The following is a 548-nucleotide window of genomic DNA, read 5'->3' as shown; positions in this document are numbered from 1 at the left end:
TGAAGAAAGTAGAAAGGTGATTTATACTAGCCCCTTCGCACCACCACAGTTTGGAGATTGCTATGTATTATAATCACCTTTCTAGAAAGGAAAGATACCCGGTTTTCGTATTATTACAAGCCGGAAAGAATAAAAAAGAGATAGCGCAGCTACTCAATAGACATCCTTCGACAATAAGTCGTGAGATAAAAAGAAACTCAAAACCTAATCAAGCCTATCAAGCACATGAGGCGGTAACACTCGCTAGGAAAAGGCGAAAAAACAGCGGTAATGGTAAGGCAATAGAGTCTTCGGTATGGCGTCAAGTTAAAAAATACCTCATGCTTTATTACAGCCCAGAGCAGATTGCCACACGTTTAAACAAAGTCAGTATCCAATCAATCTATAACTACCTTTATCAAAATAAAGCACGCTATGAACAATTCAAACCTTATCTAAGGCGAAAAGGCAAAGCTTATCGGCATTGCAAGGCGCCGAACATTAAAGAAGGAGACCGTCGATATAAACGGTCAATTAAACAACTTCCAAGTTATGTAGAAAGCCGGAAA

General features: G+C 39.2%; 1 protein-coding gene. It reads left to right on the top strand.

All coding sequences use genetic code 11. The features are described 5' to 3' along the window. Positions 1 to 62: 62 nt before the first annotated feature. The coding region (locus GQ589_RS11855; protein WP_160426459.1) for a helix-turn-helix domain-containing protein at positions 63 to 548 on the top strand (486 nt) is incomplete at its 3' end.

The organism is Gilliamella sp. Pas-s27, assembly GCF_009795865.1.
Classification (GTDB): domain Bacteria; phylum Pseudomonadota; class Gammaproteobacteria; order Enterobacterales; family Orbaceae; genus Gilliamella.
This window is presented reverse-complemented; position numbering and strand designations above follow the sequence as displayed.